Origin of the sequence: Variovorax paradoxus NBRC 15149 (assembly GCF_001591365.1) — a bacterium.
GTDB classification, from domain to species: domain Bacteria; phylum Pseudomonadota; class Gammaproteobacteria; order Burkholderiales; family Burkholderiaceae_C; genus Variovorax; species Variovorax paradoxus.
Map to the genome: position 1 here is coordinate 755,262 of NZ_BCUT01000002.1, position 21,681 is coordinate 776,942.

The following is a 21,681-nucleotide window of genomic DNA, read 5'->3' on the forward strand; positions in this document are numbered from 1 at the left end:
AAATCGACGAACAATTCTGACATCTGGAAATGATCATGACCACGCTTCCTGAATCCATCTTGATGCGCGCACGGTCCCTGCCTGAGGGAGGTCTGGTGTCGCCCAAGGAGTTCCTGCACCTTGGAAGCCGGGCTGCCGTCGATCAGGCACTGTCTTGGCTCACGAAGGAAGACAAGCTGCTGCGCGTTGCGCGTGCGTTCTATACCGCCCCGGTGTCGAACCGGTTCGGGACACGCGCGCCGTCGCCCGAGAAGGTAGTTCACGCGATGGCCGCCCAAAGTGGCGAGGTCGTGATGTCCCACGGCGCGAGCGCCGCCAACGCGCTGGGGCTGACCCAGCAGGTGCCGATTCGCGAGGTCTACCTGACCTCGGGACGCACGCGCAAGCTCAAGCTCGGGAGCTCTGAAATCCTGGTGAAGCATGCCCCTCGCTGGACGCTGGCGCTCGGAGCTGGGCCAGCCGGTGCGGCGGTGCGTGCTCTGGCCTGGATGGGCCCAGCCCATGTGAGCGAGTCGCTGGCGGCTTTGCGCCGCGCGTTGCCGCCCGCTGAGTGGCGGACACTGACGTCGGCGCGCGCGACCCTGCCAGCCTGGATGGCAAGGGCCATCAGCGAAGAGGCGCTGCGTGGCTGAACACCACTTCGCTCAGAGCAATGAAGAGCAATGAAGAGCAATGAAGAGCAATGAAGAGCAAGACGAAATTCTGGAACAGGCCCGGGCAAAGACTGGCCGGCCTACTCACTTGCTCGAAAAAGATGCGTGGGTTGTCTGGGCGCTGGGCGCATTGTTTGAATCGCCGCGATCGCCGGACGCGTGCCGAACTTCGACGAACAGAAACGGCGGATGCGATTTTCTGCCCCGCCAGGACCGTGAGCTTTCCCGGAAACGCCGGGATCATTGGCTCATGCGACAGACCACGAGACCGCATCGACGCGGGCGTCTCATACAGGGCGAGCAAGCGCCAGTCGCGATCAAGCCCTGTATCCAGCCTCACTCGCGCAGCGTGGAAACCACCGACAGGTACGACACCGGCCCGCTCTGAATGGTCTCGATCCCGTGCAGCGCGGTCGCTTCGAACAGCAGCGAGTCCCCTGCCCCCACCCCAACTGACTTGCCGCCATAGCGGTAGCTGACCTCACCGGACAGGAAGTACAGGAACTTGAGGCCCGGGTGCTGGAAGGTCACGTAGGGATCGGCCCCGGGCAGCAGCGTGACCAGGTAGGGCTCGACGAACAGGTTGCCCGACAGCAGATGGCCCAGCAGCTCATAGCGGTAGTCTGAAACCGCGCCGATGCGATCGACCGAGACACCATGTCCTGCGCGCACATGGCAAAAGTCAGTGCGCCGCGCCTGATCACTGAAGAAGCGTGAGGTCGGCACATGCAGGCCCTGCGCGAGGCGCTCCAAGGTCTCCACCGAAGGCGAGACCAGCCCGCGCTCGATGCGAGAAAGCATCGAGGCAGAAATCCCCGAAGTCTTGGCCAGCGCGCCGCCAGACACATCGGCCGCCATGCGCAGCGCCCTCACCTGCGCGCCTATGCGCGCCGCGGACAGGCTGCGCACGACAGGAGCGGTTTGCCGCTGCCGGACACGCGTCACCGAAACCGGCAACCGCAGGGGGCGGGCCGTAGGCAGAGGCGAAGCGACTTGTCGACGCGTCATTTGAATTCGTTGTGAGCAGTAAAGCTCCGAAGCTTGGCAACTGAGGAAACCGGCACGAGAAGCGATCCATCGCAAGGCTTAAAGCGCAGCGCCGCAACTCATTATGTACCATACAAGCGGGTGCATAAAGAAGTCCATGCAGCGAGATTCGCTGCATGCGATCGACGCAGGATCCCGCACTACTGAAAGCCTTTGCGGCCGAGCTGAAGGCTCGGCGGGCAGTGCGCGGGTTCAATCAGGAAGAGCTCGGTTTTGCCTCGGGCCTCAATCGCACATTCATTGCCAAATTGGAGACGGCCACTACCAGCCCTTCATTGACCAGTCTCATCTTTTTGTGCAATGGGCTCGAGGTAGAGCCGTCGGAACTCATGAGTTCCTTGATGAAGCGCTACAAGAAAGAGCTGCGGACTAAGTCGGCGGCCGAGTAGAAGATCTCGCTGATCATCCGGGCCAAGCGCTCCTCCCGTTCTTTACTGAACTGGAAGATCATCGCGCGGATTGATCCCGTTTCCGCGTTCCCCCGCCATCCCAATATTCAGTGGGCGGCTTGAATCGCCCCGGATTGAACTGACCCCCAGAAGTTGGACGGTCACGATTCCGCCGATCAGGCGGTGCCTCTCAGCCGATAGTTCTCGTGTGAGATCAACTCACGGGCGCCCGGGATCTGTCCTGCCCTCATAGCCGCACAAGGGCTTTGCCCTTGAAGTTTCGACGTCGGCCTGCGACCGCCGCGTCCAGGCTACCGAAATCGAAAATTCATTCCGCTCGCAGAGCAAGCCCACGCGGCCGCTGCACAAATTTCCTCACGGCTCCATCAAGCAGAAGACCTTCGCTGTTGCGACCGTTCGAGATTTTCTCTGCGCATTTCAGCGATCGTGGACGCCTGTTTCAGGCTGATCGCGGACGCTGTTTCAGCGCCATCGTGGACGCGCAGGGGATGCGCGCAAGCGAAGGGTTCAATGTATCTCAATCGTCCATCATCAGTTTGAAGCGCACTGACGCGAAGCGAGGTTCCAGATGTTTGATGAGGGTCGCGGCGCAGACTTATCCACGGCGGCGGACGGCGCTTGCGACGTACCGGCCGACGCGGTGGATAAGTCGTTTTCAAGCCCTCGGGCTTGTGAGGCAGGCGCCGCGTTCATTGCATCGGTTCCTCATCGCGCAGCGATTTGCCTTTGAGCTCGATCTTGTGACTGCTGTGCACGACACGGTCCAGGATCGCGTCGGCGAGGGTTGGGTCGTCCAGGTAGGTGTGCCAGGCTCGTACCGGCAACTGGCTGGTGATCAGCGTCGAGCGCGTGCCCACGCGATCGTCCAGCACCTCCAGCAGATCGTTTCGCTCGGGCGCGCCGACCGGGGAGATCGCGAAGTCGTCGATCACGATCAGATCGAGCTTGGCCAGCTGCGCCAGACGCCGGGTGAAGCTGCCGTCGCCGTGGGCGACCTGCAGCTCATCGAACAGGCGCGCAGCGCGGGTGTAGAGGACCGAGAAGCCTGACCTTGCCGCCTGGTGCGCCAGCGCGCATGCCAACCAGGTCTTGCCGCACCCCGTCGCGCCGGTGATCAGCAAGTTCTGCGCGTTTCGCAGCCAGTCGCCGCCGGCCAGCGCGGCCACCTGGGCGCGGTCCAGCGAACGACTCGCGCGCCAATTGATGTCCTCCACGCAGGCCGTGCCGACCTTCAACCGGGCGGCCTTCATCAGACGCGCCACCCGCTTGTCATCGCGCCAGGCGATCTCGCGCTGCACGAGCATGGTCAGGCGCTCGTCGAAGCCCAGTGCGGCCGCCGCGGTGCTCGTAGTTTGCTCCTGGATTGCGCGCACCATGCCGTCCAGGCGCAGGCTGCGCAGTTGGTCCAGGGTGTGTTCATTCAGCATCGTCATCTCCTTCAGTGGTTCAGTGGTAGTAGTCCGGGCCGCGCACGTTCTCGTGAGCGGGCAGCGGCGTGGGTGTCGTCGCGAACAGGGCGGGCTGGCGGTCCAGGCCGTTCTTCAGGATCGAGGCGACGCTGCGGTAGGTCGGCGCGCGGATCGCCAGCGCCCGGGCACAGGCGGCTTCCAGCCGTGCCGGCGTGTACTCGCGCGCCAGACGCTGCAACCCCAGGCAGGCGCGGTAGCCCTGCTCCGGATGCGGGCGGTGTTCGAGTTGCCATGTCACCACCGCCGCCGCACTGACGCCGATGCGCCGGCCCCAGTCGATCAGCTTCTGGGGCGTCCACTCCAGGTGGGCACGGTGCGACGCCGGCATGTGCTCGGCGATGGTCGTGTGTGCGCCCTTGCGGTGACTCAACGCGTGACAGGCCACGCGCTGGTTGGCCGCGAAGCACTCCACCAGGCTGGCGCTGACGCGCAGCTCGACGGTGGTGCGCACGAGGGCGTGCGGCACGCTGTAGTAGTGACCGTCGAACTCGACGTGGTAGTCGATGTTCACCTTGGCGCTCTTCCACAGGCACGTCTCGAAGCGCTGGGCCGGCAGTGGCCGCAGCGCGGGCGCGTCCAGTCTCTCGAAGGCGCTGCGCCGGCAGCCGGGCAGCTTCTTGAAGGGGCGCTGGTTCAGATCGACCAGCAGCGCGGCGATCGCCCGGTTGAGTTCGTCCAGGCTGAAGAAGCGCCGGTTGCGCAGGCGCGCCAGAATCCATCTCTCGACCACGAGCACCGCGTTCTCGACCTTCGGCTTGTCGCGAGGATGGGCCGGGCGTGCTGCGAGCAACGCACAGCCGTAATGGGTGGCGAACTCGTCGTATAGGCGATTGGGTTCGGGGTCGTAGCGATCTGGACTCTTGATCAACGCGCGGGCCTGATCGGGCACGATCAAGCGCGGCACGCCGCCGAAGAATTCCAGCGCACGCACCTGGGCGCCGATCCAGTCTGCGGTGGTCTGACGCGCGGTGGCGCAGGCGTAGGTGTAGTTGGACGCGCCGAGCGTGGCCACGAAGATCTGCGCGGCGGCGATCTCGCCGGTGGCCGCGTCCACAAGCGGCACGGTCTGGCCGGCATAGTCCACAAACAGCTTCTCGCCGGCGATGTGCGTCTGGCGCATGGAACGCTTCAGCCCGAGCGCCCAGGCACGGTACTTCACGCAGAAGCTTGTGTACTTGTAGGCCTGCTGGCCGGCCCCGGCGAGGCTGCGGGCGTACTCCTCCCACAGCAACTGCAGGGTGACGCCGGCGCGCTTGAGTTCCTGATGCGCCAGCGCGAAGTCGGGGGCGAGTTGGTGGCTGGAGCGGGGCAACGCCGGTCGATACAGCCGGGATTCAAGCTCCTCGTCGGTGAGCGCCTGGGCGACCGCCCAGTCGATGCCTGCGGCGCGGGCGAGCGAGACGTACTTGCCCGCGACGCTCTTGGAGATCTTGAGCGCTCGGCCGATCTCGTTGTAGCTCAGGTCTGCCTGCAGGTGCAGGCGCAATGTCTCTCGGATTCGGCGCATCGTGATTCTGTTCGTGGGCATCAGGCTTCACCGCAAAAGGCGATGAGCTTGACGCCCGGTCAAAAGATCACTTGCGCGCTCCCCAAATCGTCCACGATCGCGCTGAAACAGCGTCCACGATCAGTTTGAAATGCCGTCCACGATCACGTTGAAACGGCGTCCACGATCAGCCTGAAACGCCGTCCACGATGGGCTGAAATACGCAATTTTCTCGGTGTTCGGCATACCGAACACCGGGAAATGGAGCCGGACAGAGAGGTGAATTCGGCACGCAGCGAATTCGCGGGGAACCATCGAATGGGCATTCGCGTCGCCCCGCTGCGCGGCAGAGCCGCCAAGAACAGCCTACTCTCGCAGAGTGAACACCACTGACAGGTAAGAGACCGGCTGGGTCCCAATGGCCTCGATCCCATGCAGGGCGGTTGCGTCGAACAGCAACGAGTCCCCCGCCCTCACCTCGACCACTTTGGCACCGTAGCGATAGGAGACCTCCCCCGACAGGAAGTACAGGAACTTGAGGCCCGGATGCTGAAAGGTCACGTAGGGATCGGCACCCGGCAGCAGCGTGACCAGGTAGGGCTCGACGAACAGATTGCCCGACAGCAGATGACCCAGCAGTTCGTACCGGTAGTCCGCCACCGCGCCGACGCGATCGACGATGACTCCCTGCCCTGCGCGCACATGACTGAAATCCGTTCGGCGCGCCTGATCACTGAAGAAGCGCGAAACCGGCACATGCAGCCCCTGCGCGAGACGCTCCAACGTCTCCACCGAGGGCGAGACCAGCCCGCGCTCGATGCGCGAAAGCATCGAGGCCGAAATCCCCGAGGTCTTCGCCAGCTCTCCACCTGACACCTGGGCCGCCATGCGCAGCGCCCTCACCTGCGCACCGATGCGAACCGCAGACAGGCTGCGCGCGGTAGGTGCCGGTCGGCGTGCTTTTGCGGGCAATGCGGAAGTGGGAACCCGCACGGGTCGCCCGGTCGGCAACGGTGACGCTTGATAGAGAGCCATGACAGGTTTTCTATGCAGTGTATATGCCGTCGATTCTAGGACTGCAAAGAAAGATCGTCAGTGGGTATGCCCACTGCCACCAAGAGATCGAACCCACAGGCTCCAACGCACAGAGAGCCTATTTCGATTGCACTCGGTAAGCGTCTCAAAGAACTTCGGATCAAAGCGGATAGATCTCAGACCGAACTCGCCTTCGACTGCGAACTTGATCGGACCTACATATCGCTCATCGAGCGAGGGTTGGCCAATCCATCGTTGTGGACTCTTGGCACCCTGGCATTCGCGCTAAAAACGACGGTTCCGGACTTATTGCAAGGCAATACGCATGTCGTTGAGCCATCCATGGGTGAGCAAAGCAGAAAGCGTCGCGCCAATCAGGCCTCCCACGAGTCAAAACTTGCCATCGGCAGCAGGCGTTCGCAGCTGCGCTGACGGTTTTCTCAGTGGGCAAGTTGACGATCGTTCAGGCGACACGTCTCGTCGTTCAGCCCCTCATCGCCATGGGTCACCGAAGCCGAAGGCTTCCATGCGCGCTGACGCGCTCGCGAACCGGCCGGCCATGGTTGCGCGCGGCCCGACGGCTATGATCCGCCCGCCGCCGAAGAGCGGCCTGTCAGACCACGGAGCGAGGAGAAAAAAACCATGATCGGTTTCGAGGCCCGCGCGCATCGTCGCGTCCTGAGGGTGTGCGCGTTGCTGGCGCTAGCGGGCCTGGCAGCTTGCGTGGCGCCGCCGAGCTACAGGAATCGCCCCGTCGCGGCGGACGCACCGTCGACGTTCGTGCTCGCGCATGCCGCGATCGTGGAAGAGCCGCGGCACGCCACTCGCCACCTCGACGAGGCGAAGACCATCGTCTACGCGCAGACACAGGGCGGCAGCCTGACCGCCGGCCTGGTGTTCGGTGCCCTGGGTGCGCTCGCCAACATGGGCATGGTCGACAGCCAGACCGGCCTCGACGCGGCGCGCATGAAAGGCAAGCTCAGGCTCGAGCCGCGGCAGTTGTTCCTCGATGCGGCGATCCGGCAGGGGCTCGAACTCACCGACACCAGCGGCCCAGCCCGCACGGACGCAACCCCCTATCTCTCCATCAGCAAGTCGCCCAGCGGCAGGCTGGTGGCGGCTGCGGCAGTCCAGCTCGAACTGGGCAGCGGGGCCGCGCAGTGGTCGGGCCTGTACATGTACCAGTTGGCCTCGACCTACAGCCTCGACGAACTGGCCCGGCCCTCGGAAGACCTTCAGCGCAAACTCGCTGCGGAGACCGCGCAGGGCTTCGACGAACTCGCGGCCTTCATCGCCAGGGAGGAAGCCGGCAGGAAGGACGCGTCCGCGAAGGCTCCGCCCGAGCGAGAGTTCGTCTTCTCGACGGAGCTGCTAGGGGGCGCCGAGCATTCGATGCCTGCGCGCCTCATCGCAAGCTCGCAGGAGCTCGTGTGGTGCCGGACCTTCGATGGCGTGTTTGCGCTGCGTCGCTCGGGCATGAAGATTCGGACGAGGGGGATTTGACGGGGCGTGGGTGCGCTGCCCATGCCGTCATTGCCGTTGGATGCCGGTGCCTCGCAAGGCACCGGCCACCACAGGTCGCCGGAGGCGGCATGCCGGCCGAGACGCGGCCTGCACATTGATCCGTCGCTTGCTCGGACACCCGTCGCACGACCGACACGAAGCGATCACCGCAGGCTTCAAGGCAGAGGCGCTTTTTTCGTCGGCACAAGAGCGATATTTCGTCATTGATTGCCAAATGCATAATTATTGCAACATGCCTCCGGGGATGGGCTCAGATTCCGCGCTCGAACAAGCGGGGAGCTGAGGCAGTTGCACCTTCTGGAAGTCAATCAGGTCGGGCACGGTCCTCGTCGAGGAGCGCCGGATGCCAACATCGGCGCAGAAGCTGTGCGTGGCTTGCCGAAGGTGAACGCGGCTCAATGACTTACGCGCCCGGTTGCTTTTCGAAGAAGAAGCAGTCAGGCAGGATGGCCGCGGCGATGTAGTCGATGTCCTTGACCAAGACGCCGCAGGCGAAGAAACCGTCGCGCCAATGCCGGACAACATCGACGAGTCGATCGATCTCCCCGCGCGCTTCTTCCGCCGACAAGCCGAAACGCCCCGCCTGCGACAGGAGGTTGTAGATGCTGGCCGTGCGACCGTAGTGGCCGATAGTCAACGTCACGTCAGGTCGCGCCTCTCCAGACTGACCACGGGTGCGGGCACGAGGTCGTAGGCCGGAGACAGCCGCCATCCCTTCCGCCCGCGCAGCAGCGCATGATTGCGCGGATGATCATCGTTGTGGGTCATGGCGGCATTGAAGACCATCCGCCTGAATAGCTCGGCGCAGTCGGCTTCCGGTTTGTCGGACCGGCGACGCAGGTTATCGGCCATCAACGGGTAGGACCAACGTTCCCGGTCCAGGTGGCTATCGCCGCAGTCGAGCACGGTCAGGCCACGGACGAAACCGAAACGCAGGTAACCCTTGTCGGTGTAGTCGCGGTCGAACCGCTGCAGCATCAGCACGTCGCTCTCGCCGACCGCCTCCAGCCGGGCTTGCGTGACGTTCAGGCCGCAGAGACTTTGCGCATCCTCGATCGTGGCCTTCGGCCGCGCACCACCCATGTTTTGCCGCCGCTTCCGCCGTCAGAAACCGAGCGCTTTTGCTGGCCGTCGATCACGACCGGGTCGGCGGCCACTGGCGAGCGGTATGCACCAAGGTCAAGATCCAGATGGTATCGGCCCGCACCTCATAGACCAGCCGATAGCTCTCGTGCGGGATCAACTCACGGGTGCCCGGGATCTGTCCTGCCCGTCCTAGCAGGGGGTGCTCGGCCAACCGGCCGACGGCTGCCGAGAAAGTCTCATCCATGCGGATGGCGGCGAGCGGGTTGTCCTGGGCGATGAAGTCGACGATGTCGGCGCGGTCTTGTTCGGCGGACAGGGTCCACAGGACCCTCATGCGTCGCCGCCAGCCTTGGCCCGCAGTGCAGCGCGACGGGCAGCAAAGCGAGCCTCGACGTCGACATCACTGGCGTATTGACCGGATGCGATCTGCGCACGCGCCGTGTCGACCTTGGCACGCAGGAAGGCGTCGTATTCACGGGCTTGCCGTTGACGCTCGATGAACTCACGCATCAGTTCGCGCACCACCTGTGACGCCGGTCGGTGGCTGGCCTCGGCCTCTGCCATGAAGGCGTCGCGCAACTCCGGTTCCAGCTTCATGGTGAACATGGCTTCTTTGGACATGACCGGTTCCAGAAACATTGATACCAACGAAGTATATACAACGTCAATACTTTTTGCCACACTGCCGCCTCTGATGGTGGCTGGCCCTCGCTTCAATTCAAGCGCACTTGACGCACTTCAATTTGCATCAGCGCATCAAAACATGCTTTCGTTCGGGATCGCCTGCGCTTTGAAAAACTCGGGGTTCTTGAACGCTGCCAGACGGATCAGTGGCGAGGGGTTGAGGCAGTTGCACCTTCTCGACGTCGATCAGGTCGGGCACGGTCATCGACCAGCGTTCCTCCACGGGCATGGCATGCGATTTGATCAAAGTACGCACAGAGCGTCCCCCGCACTCCCCTGCGAACTTGCGCACCATGGTCAAGGCCTGGCTGTAGGACGCCTCATGGCGCGAATCGGCGAGTGGAACGAGGTCGTCGGCGGCGGCGCGGTGGCGAGGCACAGATCGATGCGCTCACCGCGGCGCGGCTCCATACCTCCGGCGCGCCGCCAGGCAGGTTCGCAGGCGCCGACTCGAATTGCCCGCGATGCAATGTGCGCGTCCCCCGGCGCGCTGGCCCCTCGGCGCCCGAAGGGCGGTCCTTCGAACGGGCAATTGCATCCGATGCAAGCATTGCGCACGCTCCGAAGCTCCTCGACGATTCGCGCATCACAACGATTCGTCTCGGAGACAATGTCCATGCGCTTCCACGCTTCGCTTCCCGGCTTGCTTCGCCGGCCCCTCTGCCTCGCGCTCTCGTCATGCCTCTGCATGGCCGCGGCCAACGCCCAGGGCAGCTACCGCATCGCGACCGAAGGCGCCTACCCGCCCTGGAGCTTCAAGGACTCGCAGGGGATGCTCCAGGGTTGGGACGTCGACATCGCACGTGCACTGTGCGAGAAGATGAAGGCCAAGTGCGAGATCGTCGCGCAGGACTGGGATGGCATCATTCCGGGCCTCGTCGCCCGCAAGTACGACATGATCGTGGCGAGCATGGCGATCACGCCGCAACGCCGCGAGCGCGTGGCCTTCTCGGCCAAGTACAAGGACACGATTTCGCGCTTCGTCGCGCGCAAGGGAATGCCGCCGGACGTCAGCCCCGCGGCACTGAAAGGCAAGACCATCGGGGTGCAGCGCGGCTCGGTCCAGGCGGCCTACCTCGCGCAGAACTACCAGGCCGCGAACCTCAAGTTCTACGACACGCCGCAGGCCGCCGAACTCGATCTCGTCGCCGGCCGCGTCGAGTACATCCTCGGCAACATGGTCACCTACCACGTCGGCTTCCTGAAGACGCCCGAGGCCAGGGACTTCGCGTTCGTCGGCCCGGAGCTCAAGGGCGGCATCCTCGGCGAAGGCAACGGCATCGCCGTGCGCAAGGACGATGGGCAGACCCTGGCGAGGATCAACGCCGCGCTTGAAGCGATCCGGGCCGACGGTACCTACGACCGCATCACGGCGAAGTACTTCCCGTTCAAGCTGATGTAGGCGCCGCGACCCCCGATGAACATCCTCCATGGTTTTGGCGGGCAGCTGCTCCTGGGCGCGCTCGCGACGCTGCAGCTCGCGGCCGCCGCGCTGGTGCTGGGCACGCTGCTCGGCGCCGCCGTCTGCAGCCTGCAGCTCTCGGGTCACCGCGTCCTGCGGGCCGCCGGCGACGGCTACGCCGCGGTGGTCCGGGGCATTCCCGACCTGCTGATCGTCTTCGCCGTCTTCTTTGGCGGCTCGCTCACGCTCGCCGCGCTCACCGGCCGCTATGTCGAGATCGACACCTTCTTCGCCGGCGTGGCCGCGCTGGCGCTCTCGTTCGGCGCCTATGCCGCCGAGATCGCGCGGGGCGCACTGCTGTCGGTCCCGAAAACCCAGCGCGAGGCCGCAAGGACGCTCGGACTGTCGCGCGCCCAGGCGCTGTGGACCGTCGTGCTGCCGCAGGCGGCCCGCTTCGCGCTCGCCCCGTTCGGCAACCAGTCGATCGTTCTGCTCAAGCAGACCTCGATCGTCTCCATCGTCGGGTGCGACGAACTCATGCGCAAGGCCGCAGAGGCCTCTGGCGCGACGCGCGAGCCGTTCACGATGTACCTCGCCGCCGCCTGCATCTATCTTGCGCTGACCGGTTTCGCCACGCTGTGCCTCGAGTGGGCGGAGCGCCGAGCCGCCCGCCCGCTGGCCGCCTGACGCCATGTTCGACATCACCCTTCTGTGGTCCGTGCTGCCCGCGCTGGTCGAGGGCGCCGGGCTCACGCTCGCGCTCACGGCCTGGGTCATCCTCCTGGGCACGGCCCTGTCGATCCCCGTCGCCCTCGGCCGGAACGCGCGGGCCGCCGGTCTGCGCGCGGCGGCCCATGCCTACGTGCTCTTCTTTCGCGGGACCCCCGCGCTGGTCCAGCTGTTCCTGCTCTACTACGGGGCGGGCCAGTTCGACCTGATCCGGCATTCCGTGCTGTGGCCCGTGCTGCGCGATCCCTACTGGTGCGTGGTGATCGCCCTGGCACTGAACTCGGCCGCCTACACGGGCAAGACACTGGGCGCCGCGCTGGCCGCGATCCCGCGGGGGACGCGCGAGGCTGCCCGCGTCCTCGGGCTCGGCCGCGTCCAGGCCTTCGGCCTGATCGACCTGCCGCTCGCGGTGCGCACGGCGCTGCCGGCCTTCGGCAACGAGATCATCCTGACCTGCAAGGCGACGTCTCTCGCCAGCACCGTCACCCTGCTCGAGCTCACGGGCAGCGCCCGCCTGCTCACCGCCGAGACCTACGCGCCCTACGAGATCTTTCTCGGCGCGGGCCTCGTCTATCTCGCCATCAACTACGTCCTGCTGCGCGGCATCCGCGCGCTCGAGGCCTCGTTGAATCGTCCCCACTGAACCCAAGCAAACACATGAGATTCCTCACCCTGGGCCCGGCAGGCAGCAACCACGAATTCGTGACCCGCCGCTACCTCGACTTTCACGGGCTGCGCGACACCGCGATCCTGGACCTGGTCGCCGATTTCGAGCACGGCGCCGATGCCGTGCTTCGGGGCGAGGCCGATTTCATGGTCCAGTGCGCAGTGCATCCCGCGGCCGCCTCGACGGTCGCGAAGTGCTTCGTCGGCCTCCACCTGATCGACACCTTCATCTCGCCAAGCCAGGATCTGGCGATCCTCCAGCGCCACGACGCCGCGCAACCCACGTCCCTCGCGGTCATGCGCCCGACCCTGCCGTACATCGACCGCCGCCAGTGGCCGCAGATCGAATTCGTGGCGACCGTCGCCGAGGTCACCCAGGGCGTGAGCGACGGGAAGTATGCCGTCGGCCTCGGCTACGCCTCCGCCGCGGAAAAGCACCCCGAGCTCCTCTATGTGAGGCAGTTCATCGGCACGGTCGACGATGCCTGGATGGTCTATGGGCGCACCCGCGTGAGCACCGGGGAACTGAGCGCCTGGCGCGACAGCCCCGCCGCCCTGCTCTATCGGCGGGGAGCCTGAGCATGGGCACGGCCATCTCCTCTCTCGACCCGATGGTCTCGATCGCGGGGTTGTCCAAGCATTTCCACGCACACCAGGTGCTCAGCGACGTCCATCTGAGCGTCGCCGCCGGCGAGCGCGTGGTCGTGTGCGGCCCCTCGGGTTCGGGCAAGTCGACGCTCGCACGGTGCATCAGCGGACTCGAGAGCTACGCAAGCGGCACCGTGACGGTCAACGGCGTCGCTGTCTCACCGCGCATGCGCCATGTCGATCTGGTACGGGCCAACATCGGCATGGTGTTCCAGCAGTTCAACCTGTTTCCGCATCTCACCGTGCTCGAGAACTGCACCCTGGCGCAGCGCTGGGTCCGGCACCGCTCCCGGCAGGAGGCCCGGCAGACCGCACTCGCGTACCTCGACAAGGTCCGTCTCGCCGAGAAGGCGTCGGCCTATCCGGCCCAGCTCTCCGGCGGACAGCAGCAGCGCGTCGCCATCGCGCGGGCACTCTGCCTGAATCCTTCCGTCATGCTGTTCGACGAGGCCACGTCGGCACTCGATCCGGAGATGGTCAAGGAAGTGCTCGAGACCATGATCCTGCTGGCGCGGGACGGCATGACGATGATCTGCATCACCCACGAAATGGGCTTCGCGCGGGCGGTCGCCGACAAGGTCGCGTTCATGGACGGCGGGCGCATCGTGCAGGCCGCGCCGCCCGGCGAGTTCTTCGGCCACTGCGCGGATCCGCGGATCCAGCGATTCCTCAGCCAGGTCTTCTGATCTCGGGCTCGACGCGACAGTCGATCATCAACTGGCCTACACGCGTGCCGGGCCACGGTCCAGTCCGACCTGCTTCGGCGACGGCTACTTGCTTGTATGAACGAAGGATGGGCACACGCGGGTCAGTGCCATCAACGTTTCCGCTTGAACCCTGCTTCTCGCTGGTTCCGCAGCGCGAGAACAAACACGGTATCGATGTCGACAACATATCGATAGAGCGCAATGTACGCGCGCGATCCGCGTCCTATCAGCAACTCCCGATGGCCCGCTTTGACCGGACGACCTATCAGGGGGCTGTGTCTCAGGATCTCCATCGCTTGCATGACCTCGCCAAGCCGTTGCGGGACATCGACCTCCTCGAATCTCGCAAGGTGATCGATGAACCGGTCGAAGTCATCGAAAACTTCTGGAGCGAGTTCAATCTGCGTCATCTGCCCATCAGTGCTCGAGCTTTCGCGCGGTGGGCTTGACGGGTTTCTCGCCTCGCCCACGAGCAGCAAGGTATTTCTTCGCGTCGTCCCAAGGCACGGAGTTCCCGGTCGCCAGCAACTTTGCCCAGCGCTTCTCGGCGATGCGATGCAACTCTTCCTCTGCTTCAACCTGCTCGACTGTGCGAGCGATGGCATCGACGATGAAAGCATGGGCAGTTTTGCCTGCCAGGTCCGCTGCTGCGGAGATACGCTCTTTGAGATCGTCATCCAGGCGAATGGTGGTTGTCGACATGGTCAAACCTTTCGTACGCACATAGTAGCACGGTTGTGCTACAAATGCTGACTGACGTCTCCCGAGTCCTTCGGCACGGTGCGGCCGGATCCGCAGCGTCTCGGCAAGGTCTTCTGACCCGAGGTCCTTGCCGGAAGTTCGTGCGTTCACTCGGCGCACACGCGTGCCAAGCCGCGGTCCAGCGCGATCGCGAACAGCGGCGACAGCCCGTGCGCGTCGACGTGCCGCGCGGTCGCATGCGTCAACCGCTCGTGACAATCCGGCCGCTCGCGCAGCGACCGGATCGCGACAAGTTCGTCGATGAACCGGGGGCGGAGCCGATCGAGCGCCGGACGAAGTTCGTTCCTCAGGTCTGCGCGAGGTTCGTCCGGTGCTCTTCCCCCCCGCCACCAGCGGGCGATAAGCGCGAACTGGACGAGTTTGCTCGCTTCGATCTGGTCTGTGAAGAACGCGGTCGCCAGTTCTCCTGGCAAACCGCGCACGCTCGCCTCTTGCGCAGCCGCCGCAACGACTTCCTGCTCGCGCGGATCGCCCGGCGGATCCGCGACCGGCTGGCGGCTGTCCCATTTGGTCAGCGCCACTTGCCGGGACAGGTCGAGCCGCGCCGCGCTCAGCGCCACGAGGGTCGAGAAGCCCTCGGACCGGTCGGGCCCGGTGGCGTCCGAAGCACAGGCGAGTGTGGCCAGCGTGACGGCCATCGCGCCGGCCGCTCGGAAACAACGAATCGGAACACGCATGTGCATCGGGAACCTCCGAAAGTCCAGGGACGTGGTCCGGGCTGCCCGCCACCGGATCGACTCGAGGTAAAGCCTAGTGCAGGGACGATCGCGCGTCGCCTGTCAACATGCACAGTTGCGCGCAACCTGCCGGTCGCAGGACAACGTCGAAACTTCGGAGGCAAAGTCCTTGTGCGGCTATGAGGGCGGCACGGAGGGCCCATCTGCGATGCGGGGTGTTGTGACGCGTGTCCCACGCGCGGATCACAGTCGGCCAGCAGGTTGACATGGTGGCCCCACGGCACGGCCTCTGCCATTTCTCGCACAGCCCATGCGAGTTCTGACTGGCTTCTGTTTCTGCTCGCAGACGGGACACTCGAATACTCGACCTACGAGCTTCCGGCGCCAGGCACGGCCGGCATCGCTGGGGTGTACCGCGCGAGGACAAGCTTCCAGCTGTACCTCGACCAGATCGCCAACGGCTCCTTCTGAGACCTCGCGACACCCGGCGCATTGCGCCCTCAGTCCATCGCGGCCTCCCCCAACGCAGGCATCTCCCGCGCCACGATGTACGCGAACGCCTCCTCCGCGAGGCGCGCCGCCATGAAGATCGCCGTGCGGTCGGCCCGCAGCACCTTCAGCCAGGCGTCGACGTAGGCCGCATGCCCCTCGACGGTGGCATCGACCAGCCCGCAGTGCCCCAGGAGGAACGCGCTGCCGAGCTCCGCCACCAGTTCCTCGAACGCATAGGCCGCATCGCCGAAACGCCGCCCGAAGCTGCGGTTCAGCCGCTCGGGATGGCCGGTCCAGTGCACCAGCTCGTGCAGCGCGGTCGCGCACAGCGCCTCGGCGCTCGTGAACTGCCGCGGCCACGGCAGACGGATCTCGTCGAGCGTCGGCAGGTAGGCCGCCCGGTCGAACCCGTGCCGGATCGTCGCATGGCAGCCCCCGAGCAGCCGCATCGCCCGCTCCACGGGACCCTGCGACGCCGCCGGCGAGGTAACGCCCCGATCCACGACCTCGAGCGGCAACCCCTCGATCTGCGCCAGGTTGAAGAGCCAGAACGGCCGGCACAGCAGCACGCCCGCGCGCGCACCGGAACGGGCCGTCAGGGGCGCCTCATCCACGCCGCCCTCCGAGAGGACATCGTCGGCATCGTCAAGGTGCTCCCGCGCCCTGCGCTCGAAGTGCGCGCACAGCACGCCGCGTTCGCCCCCACGGACCTGGGCGCCGAGGCTCTGCGCCTGCCGGTAGGTCAGCCACACGTTGGACGCGTAGCCCGCCTCGATCGCCGCCTCCCAGAGGAGCAGCACATTCGCGCCGCGGTAGGGCGCCCCGGTCTTGCCGTTGCGAGGCACCCCGCGCGCCGCCGCCCGCGTCCAGCGTTCGCGGAACACGCCGGCGCCCTTCTCCAGCATCGCGATGATCCGGTCCGTCACGACCTGCCGCACGTCCATGCGGTCCGGCCCCCGTGCAGCGGTGCCCGGGGTTGGGGCAACGCCCCCACCTGCTTTGGGTGAGTCCTCGGGGGGTGCGGGGGGAACGCCCGTGGCTGTTGGAGTCCCCGCGTGATGCGCGGTGGCGCTGGAAGTCGAATTCGCGTGCATGGCTGGGCCTTTCTGCGGCATGTGCCGCGGTGGTTGAACATCTGCTTTCGGAGCCGCCTCGACGCATGAACAGCGCGCGAAAAGGGCCGATGTCCAGGGACCGCCCGCAAGCCGCAGCCGAGCGCCAGCGAGGACCGGGTGAGGACGGTGGCAAAGCCCGCAGCCCTGGACAGCGGCCCGTGCGCGCTATGCGTCGGCCAAGAGGCGGCTTCGAACGCAGAGGCCATGCGCACAGGCCGCAGGCACCCGCACGCGACGCCGCGCCGCCCAAGGCGGCATGCCACCGAGGCCGCTGCGAAGCGCGCGCCTCCGGCCCTGTCAGGAACCGCCGAACGCCGAGGCGAGCGGCCTGGCCAGTGACTGCCGTGCATGCACGGCCACTTGGCGACCCGCGCCGATTCCCCGGTCGCCCGGTCCTTCTCCGACCCTCGCGCGCATCGGCGTCCAGGCGTCACCGCCGTCCGCGCACCGCACGCGGGCCACGCGAAGGCAAGATGGATGCCCCGAGCGGCGCAACGGTCGCGCCCCCTCGAAGGCTGGCGTGGTTCGGCCGTCGAGCCCACTGGCAGAAATCGGAGTCGACAGCAGCCCCGGACTTCGTACTGGGTATGCGCAAGGCGGAATCCAACAGGTACGCGACCTTGAAATGCTGCGCGGCCTGCGGCTGCATTGCTCTCAACAGCGTTGAGAGTTTTGAGCCTGGCGGGTAGACCTGGAAGAACTGCCGCATGCACCGCAGGTTCTGGGCCGAGAAGCCACGTCGGCCGGGTCGCGCAGGTCGATGTGGGCGGACAGCTGCTCCACGGTCCCCCTTGGCCCCGCCATTGGCCTTGATGCGTCGATGAAGGCCATGAGGTCGCGCACCAGTTGATCGATCGCCGTGCGCCCTCGAGGTGGCGATTCAGATCCTCGACGAAGTGGCGACGTCAAATTGGCCAGGCGCGATGGCAGGCACCGCGGAAATACAAGGCCTTGCGCTCGGCCGGTGCGTCGGTGCAAGGCACCAGTGAGGAAAGAGGACACCTCGTCCTTCTGTTTGCGCGGCGCCCGAGTTGCTTCGCAGGACATGGCGGCACTCATGTGCGTCGGTTTCCTCGCCTTGCCCGACCCGCACTCCGAGGCCGAACTGGACCGCGGCCAGCTGATGAACCTTCGCCGTTTCCTCACCGAGTTGGGACAGGACTTCTGCTACATCGCCAGCGAATACCCTGTGCAAGTGGGCAGCCAGGACTTCGCGCACGACCTGTTGTTCTTCCACCGAGGCCTGAACTGCCTCGTGGCCATCGAACTGAAGGTCCCCGCCTTCGAACCCGAACACTTGGGCAAGCTGAACTTCTACCTGGAAGCGCTGGACCGTGACGTGAAGAAGCCGCACGAGAACCCGTCATTGGTTTGCTGCTGTGCGCCAGCAAGAACAGGGAGGTGCTGGAATACGCGCCGAGCCGCACGCTCTCGCCTGCACTGGTAGCAATAACGATGCAGCTGCCAGACAAAGGGGCGTGGCGGCACAGCTGCACGAATTCTATGCCTTGAGCGCGCCGCCGGACCTGGCAGCGGAGGTTATCCCGCATTGGGTTAAGAGCAGGAAGCGCCGGTCCTGATCTGATGTCCGAACCGGGGCGCTGCAGCGGCACGCTCCGCAAAAAGGCTGTCTCCGATCAGGATCTCCGAGGCTCCATGCGTTGCCTCGATGACTCGCAGGACGGGCGCAAGCGGGCGGTGGTCGCCGCCGTGCCGCCAGCGAGCCCGCAAGTCGACGCGCACCAACGCTATTCGCGCAATGTGAACACCAGCGACAGGTAAGAGACCGGCTGGGTCTGAATGGCCTCGATCCCATGCAGTGCGGTTGCATCGAACAGCAGCGAATCCCCTGCCCTCACCTCCGCAGTCCTGCCGCCGTAGCGGTAGCGGACCTCCCCGGACAGGAAGTACAGGAACTTGAGACCTGGATGCTGGAAGGTCACATAGGGATCGGCACCGGGCAGCAAGGTGACCAGGTAGGGCTCCACGAACAGGTTGCCCGACAGCAGATGGCCCAGCAGCTCGTAGCGGTAGTCGGAGACCGCACCGATGCGATCGACCAAGACACCATGTCCTGCGCGCACATGGCAGAAGTCCGTGCGCCGCGCCTGGTCCCCGAAGAACCGCGACGTCGGCACCCCAAGACCATTCGCGAGGCGCTCCAGGGTCTCCACCGAAGGCGAGACCAGCCCGCGCTCGATGCGAGAAAGCATCGACGCAGAAATCCCCGAGGTCTTCGCCAGCGCCCCGCCTGATACCTCGGCCGCCATGCGCAGCGCCCTCACCTGCGCCCCGATGCGTACCGCGGACAGGCTGCGCACGACCGGCGCGGGTTGCCGCGGCCGGACACGCGTGATCGACGCCGGCAGCCGCAGAGGATGAGCCGTGGGGAGTGGAGAGGCTGCAAGTCTGCGCGTCATGCAACAACAAAACAGCCTCTGCGGACCAGAACCGGCTTGGAGGCGACGCCGTACATAGAAGAGGAAGGCCTATATGTGGAAGATCATCCGTGGTTCAATCGTACACAAGGCGAGAGCATTTGTCCATGCCAATTGCCTCGCCCAAACATGCGCTCGACCCAGCGTTGTTGGCTCTTGGCATCGCCATCAAGGCATTGCGCAAGACGCATGGCATTTCACAAGAAGAACTTGCGCATCGCAGCCACATCGATCGCTCTTACATGAGCAGCATCGAAAGGGGGATGCAAAACCCTGGCGTGATGACCGTTGTACAGATCGCCGCCGGCCTCGGCGTGTCCGTGGCCGAGTTGGCGGCCAAGGCACGACTCTGAGCGCTTAGGTTGCGTTTCTCATCGTCAGTCTCGGGGCGCCGCGCAGGATGCAACCGGTTGTTCCCCAGAACGGAGCCCGGCGATCTCAGGAACCTCAACGAGCCCGACGCCAGAGTAGATCGTCTCGCCCATCTTGAGCACCGGCGCCATCAGGCTTCAGCGCGTCCTGGTGTACTTCTTCATGGTCGTGAACGGCATACCCGACGGCGCCACGCCCGCTAGAAGTGCTCGGCGGTGAAGGCACCGGCGCCGGCCGCCAGCTCCACCAACGTTTGGCTGCGCCGCTGCACCAGTTCGCATATCGGGTGCAGAAAGTCACGCTCCGCTTCGGTGTACACCGGGGCGGAAAGAAGTTCGGGTGCTCTCTTCATCGCACGGGACAGCCGCTCGGTCTCCCGGTGCAGCAGCTTTTGATCGATGCCGCATAGGTGGGCGAAATGCGCAAGCTCCATCGCGTTGAGTTCTTCCCATCCGAAGGCGTCGCCGAAGGACATTGCGAAGCTTTGGTCGAGTTCCGGATATTGGGCCACGCTCACGACGTCGTACCACGGCGCGGGCTCAAGCATGGTTCGGTCGACAAAGAACGAAAAGTTCTTTCCATGCGCATCGGAGTTGCCGACCGCCAGCTGGAACAGTGCCCAACGCAACATCTCCAACCGCGCCACCGCCGGGCGGCGCATGAGAGCGGCAAGACCAAAAAGTCGCGGCAGACTCATCCCATCGCGATATGGTGCAAGGGCGGGGGAATTGCCCAGATGGCGCTCATATTTGGAATCCACCGAAAGATCGGCAGCCTGGCAGGCGTCGATGACGTGCAGCTTTGTCACCCAATCGTGGTTTTCTTCGGCGCGCCATTGCCGGTCGAACCGGGCGACGACCAGAACCGGAACCTTCAGCCGCATGATCGCAACACGGGCCACCTGAGTGCCATACGCCCCTGCGAGCGTCATGCAGTAGTGCTCGTTGGCCGCGAGGTGAGGTGTGCGTGGGCCGGCCGGCTGCGGCTTGAGAATGAAAGTCGAAGCCAGTGGCGGCTCCGGCAGCCACATGCTGGCCTCCGTGTCGTGGACGAGGTCGTGCGCAGCCCATACGGCCAGCTTGTCCTGATAGCCCGCAATCGACATTCGCACCCGGCCGTCCCACACCGTGAGGCCGCCTTCCTTTGCAGCATCGATACGGCCGCTGAGCTCCTCTCGCGACAGAAAGCGTTGTTCCCGACGAGCGGCCGCAGCCGGTGGTTGATCGACGGGCTGGAACTCCAGTGCTCCGGTCGTCTCCCCTCCCATTTCCCGCAGCAGTGCAAATGCGTTGCTCGGTGCGACATGGAGTTGCTCGAGTGCGGCGCGAAGAGGTGCCCCCTCCGGAAAGAGGTTCACGATGAAGCGTCGGATCGCATGAGAGTCATAGCCGGCAGGTGGCGGCTCAAAGGGAAACGCCGGCGAGAGTTGAAAGGCACCCTGGCGCGCCCATGCGTGGTCATAACGGAACGACCACCGGTCTTCCGCGCTTGAGTAGGCGAGTTCGCCGACCGGGGTGCCACCATCGTGTGTCACGCGCAAGCGATGCACGTTGTCCTCAGACTCGCTCATCGTCCGACGCCTTCTGCCCGGCCACAAAACTCTGCAGGTCACTTTTGGGTCCGACCACAAGCGCAAGACCCAGCCCGTCGAGTACCGCCTGCAGCTTGTCCAGCCGGACGGAGCCCGCTTCATTCTCAAGTCGCGAGACCAGGTCGACAGAGACGCCAAAGAGGCTCGCCGCGTCGTCGATGCGAAGTTGCTGCCGCTTTCTGGCCTGGCGCACGTACTGCCCAAGGCCGCCCTGCCCGCGCACCAGAATCGGGGGCGGCGCAATCGGGTCAGCGGCGCCGACCGCCTCGACCTTGACGCTGGTGGATTTCATTTCGGAATTTACCAAATAATCGCATGAACTCGGCGTACCGAGGGGATATTTCTGATATTCCGAATTTTAATACTGCGCGACGCGCTTTGAGACAGCATTCGCTAAATTCCGAAACTTTAGCCGTCTTTCAACGCAACCAGCGCAAAATTTCTGGTTTTCCGAAATTCCGCGAATCTGCGGGCGGCCTTCTCGCCAGCGGAGCTTGCTGCAGGAGACGGAGATGCCCCCGACGGGCGCTCCCGAGAAACGCTTCGATCGGCCTTCCACCGACACAAGGCCTGCCCCACAAGCGCCAGCAGTCGGGGAGCTTCGCCAGACAAGCTGGGCAAACTGGCCAGTTCAAGTGGGGAGTATCGAAACGCCTGCCGTAGGTTCGGGCGGCCGACACCTCGACGA

At 65.0% G+C, this 21,681-nt stretch carries 27 protein-coding genes; 11 read left to right on the plus strand and 16 right to left on the minus strand.

Annotation, left to right across the window (positions count from 1 at the left end; genetic code table 11):
* Nucleotides 1-35 precede the first annotated feature (35 nt).
* The gene (locus VPA02S_RS18390; RefSeq protein ID WP_062365406.1) at nt 36-632 is read left to right on the plus strand and encodes a DUF6088 family protein; all 597 of its coding nucleotides are present in this window, start codon (nt 36-38) and stop codon (nt 630-632) included.
* Between the two features lie 357 nt (nt 633-989).
* Here VPA02S_RS18390 and VPA02S_RS18395 read toward each other — a convergent pair whose 3' ends face one another.
* Nucleotides 990-1,562, minus strand: a complete 573-nt coding sequence (locus VPA02S_RS18395) for a helix-turn-helix domain-containing protein (protein ID WP_062365096.1) — start codon at nt 1,560-1,562, stop codon at nt 990-992.
* A gap of 254 nt (nt 1,563-1,816) precedes the next feature.
* On the opposite strand from VPA02S_RS18395, the gene VPA02S_RS31430 reads away from it, so the two are divergent.
* On the plus strand, nt 1,817-2,089 hold the full coding sequence (locus VPA02S_RS31430) for a helix-turn-helix domain-containing protein (RefSeq protein ID WP_056586223.1): 273 nt from the start codon (nt 1,817-1,819) through the stop codon (nt 2,087-2,089).
* 710 nt (nt 2,090-2,799) lie between these two features.
* Here VPA02S_RS31430 and istB read toward each other — a convergent pair.
* From istB to VPA02S_RS18410, 3 genes are all read right to left on the minus strand, one after another.
* Nucleotides 2,800-3,537: an IS21-like element helper ATPase IstB gene (istB, locus tag VPA02S_RS18400; protein ID WP_026284326.1), complete on the minus strand. Its 738-nt coding sequence runs from the start codon at nt 3,535-3,537 to the stop codon at nt 2,800-2,802.
* 19 nt (nt 3,538-3,556) lie between these two features.
* Nucleotides 3,557-5,107: an IS21 family transposase gene (gene istA, locus VPA02S_RS18405; RefSeq protein ID WP_062365097.1), complete on the minus strand. Its 1,551-nt coding sequence runs from the start codon at nt 5,105-5,107 to the stop codon at nt 3,557-3,559.
* A 324-nt stretch (nt 5,108-5,431) separates the two neighbouring features.
* Entirely contained in the window at nt 5,432-5,995 is a 564-nt protein-coding gene (locus tag VPA02S_RS18410) for a helix-turn-helix domain-containing protein (RefSeq protein ID WP_169804844.1), read from the minus strand.
* A 171-nt stretch (nt 5,996-6,166) separates the two neighbouring features.
* Here VPA02S_RS18410 and VPA02S_RS31435 point away from each other — a divergent pair, with 171 nt between their 5' ends.
* Nucleotides 6,167-6,532: a helix-turn-helix domain-containing protein gene (locus VPA02S_RS31435; protein ID WP_081247583.1), complete on the plus strand. Its 366-nt coding sequence runs from the start codon at nt 6,167-6,169 to the stop codon at nt 6,530-6,532.
* A 210-nt stretch (nt 6,533-6,742) separates the two neighbouring features.
* Nucleotides 6,743-7,603: a hypothetical protein gene (locus VPA02S_RS18415; RefSeq protein ID WP_062365099.1), complete on the plus strand. Its 861-nt coding sequence runs from the start codon at nt 6,743-6,745 to the stop codon at nt 7,601-7,603.
* 424 nt (nt 7,604-8,027) lie between these two features.
* Here the strand turns inward: VPA02S_RS18415 and VPA02S_RS32225 are convergent, their stop codons facing one another.
* From VPA02S_RS32225 to VPA02S_RS18435, 5 genes are all read right to left on the minus strand, one after another.
* A complete protein-coding gene (locus VPA02S_RS32225; RefSeq protein ID WP_244883600.1) occupies nt 8,028-8,267 on the minus strand; it encodes a hypothetical protein in 240 nt (79 codons plus the stop codon).
* Entirely contained in the window at nt 8,264-8,707 is a 444-nt protein-coding gene (locus VPA02S_RS18420) for a HipA domain-containing protein (protein ID WP_244883602.1), read from the minus strand. The genes VPA02S_RS32225 and VPA02S_RS18420 overlap by 4 nt, the downstream gene beginning before the upstream one ends.
* Before the next feature lie 52 nt (nt 8,708-8,759).
* Nucleotides 8,760-9,044, minus strand: a complete 285-nt coding sequence (locus tag VPA02S_RS18425; RefSeq protein WP_062365100.1) for a type II toxin-antitoxin system RelE/ParE family toxin — start codon at nt 9,042-9,044, stop codon at nt 8,760-8,762.
* Nucleotides 9,041-9,331, minus strand: a complete 291-nt coding sequence (locus VPA02S_RS18430) for a hypothetical protein (protein ID WP_062365101.1) — start codon at nt 9,329-9,331, stop codon at nt 9,041-9,043. The genes VPA02S_RS18425 and VPA02S_RS18430 overlap by 4 nt, the downstream gene beginning before the upstream one ends.
* Before the next feature lie 127 nt (nt 9,332-9,458).
* Entirely contained in the window at nt 9,459-9,689 is a 231-nt protein-coding gene (locus tag VPA02S_RS18435; RefSeq protein ID WP_155736600.1) for a hypothetical protein, read from the minus strand.
* Between the two features lie 393 nt (nt 9,690-10,082).
* On the opposite strand from VPA02S_RS18435, the gene VPA02S_RS18440 reads away from it, so the two are divergent.
* From VPA02S_RS18440 to VPA02S_RS18460, 5 genes are read left to right on the plus strand one after another with little or no spacing between them, the layout of a single operon-like run.
* Complete coding sequence (locus VPA02S_RS18440) at nt 10,083-10,796, plus strand: ABC transporter substrate-binding protein (protein WP_062365103.1); 714 nt, start codon at nt 10,083-10,085, stop codon at nt 10,794-10,796.
* A 15-nt stretch (nt 10,797-10,811) separates the two neighbouring features.
* On the plus strand, nt 10,812-11,483 hold the full coding sequence (locus VPA02S_RS18445) for an ABC transporter permease subunit (protein WP_062365104.1): 672 nt from the start codon (nt 10,812-10,814) through the stop codon (nt 11,481-11,483).
* Between the two features lie 4 nt (nt 11,484-11,487).
* Nucleotides 11,488-12,168, plus strand: a complete 681-nt coding sequence (locus VPA02S_RS18450) for an ABC transporter permease (protein ID WP_062365105.1) — start codon at nt 11,488-11,490, stop codon at nt 12,166-12,168.
* 14 nt (nt 12,169-12,182) lie between these two features.
* A complete protein-coding gene (locus tag VPA02S_RS18455) occupies nt 12,183-12,770 on the plus strand; it encodes a type 2 periplasmic-binding domain-containing protein (RefSeq protein WP_062365106.1) in 588 nt (195 codons plus the stop codon).
* Nucleotides 12,771-12,772: 2 nt separating this feature from the next.
* The gene (locus tag VPA02S_RS18460) at nt 12,773-13,525 is read left to right on the plus strand and encodes an amino acid ABC transporter ATP-binding protein (protein WP_062365107.1); all 753 of its coding nucleotides are present in this window, start codon (nt 12,773-12,775) and stop codon (nt 13,523-13,525) included.
* A gap of 131 nt (nt 13,526-13,656) precedes the next feature.
* Here VPA02S_RS18460 and VPA02S_RS18465 read toward each other — a convergent pair whose 3' ends face one another.
* The 4 genes from VPA02S_RS18465 to VPA02S_RS18480 all read right to left on the minus strand — a co-directional run bounded on the left by VPA02S_RS18465 (nt 13,657) and on the right by VPA02S_RS18480 (nt 16,421).
* Nucleotides 13,657-13,956 (minus strand): type II toxin-antitoxin system RelE/ParE family toxin, encoded by a 300-nt coding sequence (locus tag VPA02S_RS18465; protein ID WP_062365108.1) that lies wholly within the window; start codon nt 13,954-13,956, stop codon nt 13,657-13,659.
* 7 nt (nt 13,957-13,963) lie between these two features.
* Nucleotides 13,964-14,248: a CopG family ribbon-helix-helix protein gene (locus VPA02S_RS18470; protein WP_062365109.1), complete on the minus strand. Its 285-nt coding sequence runs from the start codon at nt 14,246-14,248 to the stop codon at nt 13,964-13,966.
* Nucleotides 14,249-14,394: 146 nt separating this feature from the next.
* Nucleotides 14,395-14,946, minus strand: a complete 552-nt coding sequence (locus VPA02S_RS18475) for a chorismate mutase (RefSeq protein ID WP_244883604.1) — start codon at nt 14,944-14,946, stop codon at nt 14,395-14,397.
* 539 nt (nt 14,947-15,485) lie between these two features.
* Nucleotides 15,486-16,421 (minus strand): ArdC family protein, encoded by a 936-nt coding sequence (locus VPA02S_RS18480; protein WP_062365111.1) that lies wholly within the window; start codon nt 16,419-16,421, stop codon nt 15,486-15,488.
* Between the two features lie 1,216 nt (nt 16,422-17,637).
* Here VPA02S_RS18480 and VPA02S_RS18485 point away from each other — a divergent pair.
* Complete coding sequence (locus VPA02S_RS18485) at nt 17,638-18,039, plus strand: PDDEXK nuclease domain-containing protein (protein WP_218002182.1); 402 nt, start codon at nt 17,638-17,640, stop codon at nt 18,037-18,039.
* Nucleotides 18,040-18,340: 301 nt separating this feature from the next.
* On the opposite strand, the gene VPA02S_RS18490 is transcribed toward VPA02S_RS18485, so the two are convergent.
* Nucleotides 18,341-18,913 carry a helix-turn-helix domain-containing protein gene (locus tag VPA02S_RS18490; RefSeq protein WP_062365113.1) on the minus strand — a complete coding sequence of 191 codons (573 nt, stop codon included), beginning with the start codon at nt 18,911-18,913 and terminating at the stop codon, nt 18,341-18,343.
* A 224-nt stretch (nt 18,914-19,137) separates the two neighbouring features.
* Between VPA02S_RS18490 and VPA02S_RS18495 the strand changes: the two genes are divergently transcribed.
* A complete protein-coding gene (locus tag VPA02S_RS18495) occupies nt 19,138-19,383 on the plus strand; it encodes a helix-turn-helix domain-containing protein (protein ID WP_062365407.1) in 246 nt (81 codons plus the stop codon).
* A gap of 218 nt (nt 19,384-19,601) precedes the next feature.
* Here VPA02S_RS18495 and VPA02S_RS18500 read toward each other — a convergent pair whose 3' ends face one another.
* The gene (locus VPA02S_RS18500) at nt 19,602-20,972 is read right to left on the minus strand and encodes a HipA domain-containing protein (protein ID WP_081247584.1); all 1,371 of its coding nucleotides are present in this window, start codon (nt 20,970-20,972) and stop codon (nt 19,602-19,604) included.
* Complete coding sequence (locus tag VPA02S_RS18505; protein WP_062365115.1) at nt 20,959-21,285, minus strand: helix-turn-helix domain-containing protein; 327 nt, start codon at nt 21,283-21,285, stop codon at nt 20,959-20,961. The genes VPA02S_RS18500 and VPA02S_RS18505 overlap by 14 nt, the downstream gene beginning before the upstream one ends.
* Nucleotides 21,286-21,681 lie beyond the last annotated feature (396 nt).